Source organism: Advenella sp. EE-W14, assembly GCF_012923605.1.
Classification (GTDB): Bacteria; Pseudomonadota; Gammaproteobacteria; order Burkholderiales; family Burkholderiaceae_B; genus Advenella; species Advenella alkanexedens.
Map to the genome: position 1 here is coordinate 1 of NZ_JAAVNG010000015.1, position 1,020 is coordinate 1,020.

1 protein-coding gene is annotated in these 1,020 nt (G+C 57.0%); it reads right to left on the reverse strand.

Annotated elements, in window-relative coordinates:
- A partial coding sequence (locus HCX92_RS13920; RefSeq protein ID WP_169295575.1) for a tripartite tricarboxylate transporter permease occupies positions 1-980 on the reverse strand: 980 nt, incomplete at its 3' end.
- Positions 981-1,020 lie beyond the last annotated feature (40 nt).

Genomic DNA, 1,020 nt, shown 5'->3' on the forward strand with positions numbered 1-1,020 from the left:
GCGTTACCGGGAATACCCAGGGTCAGCAAGGGGATGAACGAGGTTTGTGCCGCCGCGTTGTTGGCCGACTCGGGGCCGGCCAGACCGGCCGGATGTCCCTTGCCAAAGCGCTCGGGAGTTTTGGAGATTTTCTTCTCCAGGGTATAAGAGGCAAAGGAAGACAGCACCGCACCGCCACCAGGCAAAATACCCAGGGCCGAACCCAGCATGGTACCGCGCAAGACGGCCGGACCGGCTTCTTTGAACTCTTGCTTGTTGGGATACAGGGTACCGAGTTTGTCGGTAATATCAACACGGTTTTCTTTTTGTGCCAGGTTGTTCATGATCTCGGCCAGACCGAACACACCCATGGCCACCACGGCAAAGTCGATACCGTCTTGCAGTTCGGGAATGCCAAAGTCAAAACGGGCCACACCCGAATTCACATCGGTACCCACCATACCCAGCAACAAGCCCAGAATGATCATACAGATCGCTTTGGGCAGGGAACCGGAGGCCAGTACCACGGCACCGATCAGACCCAGTACCATCAGGGAGAAGTATTCGGCGGGACCGAACTTGAAGGCAACTTCAGCCAGGGGGGGCGCAAAAGCGGCCAGCAAAACCGTAGCGAAACAGCCGGCAAAGAAAGAACCCAGCGCCGCAATGGACAGCGCGGCACCGGCACGGCCGTTCTTGGCCATCTGGTGCCCGTCCAGGACGGTCACCACCGCTGAGGTTTCACCGGGCAAGGCGACCAGAATGGCGGTGGTTGAACCACCATATTGGGAGCCGTAATAAATACCGGCCAGCATGATCAGGCCGGCGGTAGGCGGCAGCACATAGGTCAGTGGCAGCAGCATGGCAATGGTAGGCACGGGGCCAATGCCTGGCAACACGCCAATCAGGGTACCCAGCAGGCAGCCCAGGAAGGCATAAGAGAGGTTTTCCAGTGTAAAGGCCACTGAAAAGCCCAGGGACAAGTGTTCCAGCAATTCCATCATGATTATTTGCTCCCTTTAATTTTTATGATCAGGATAA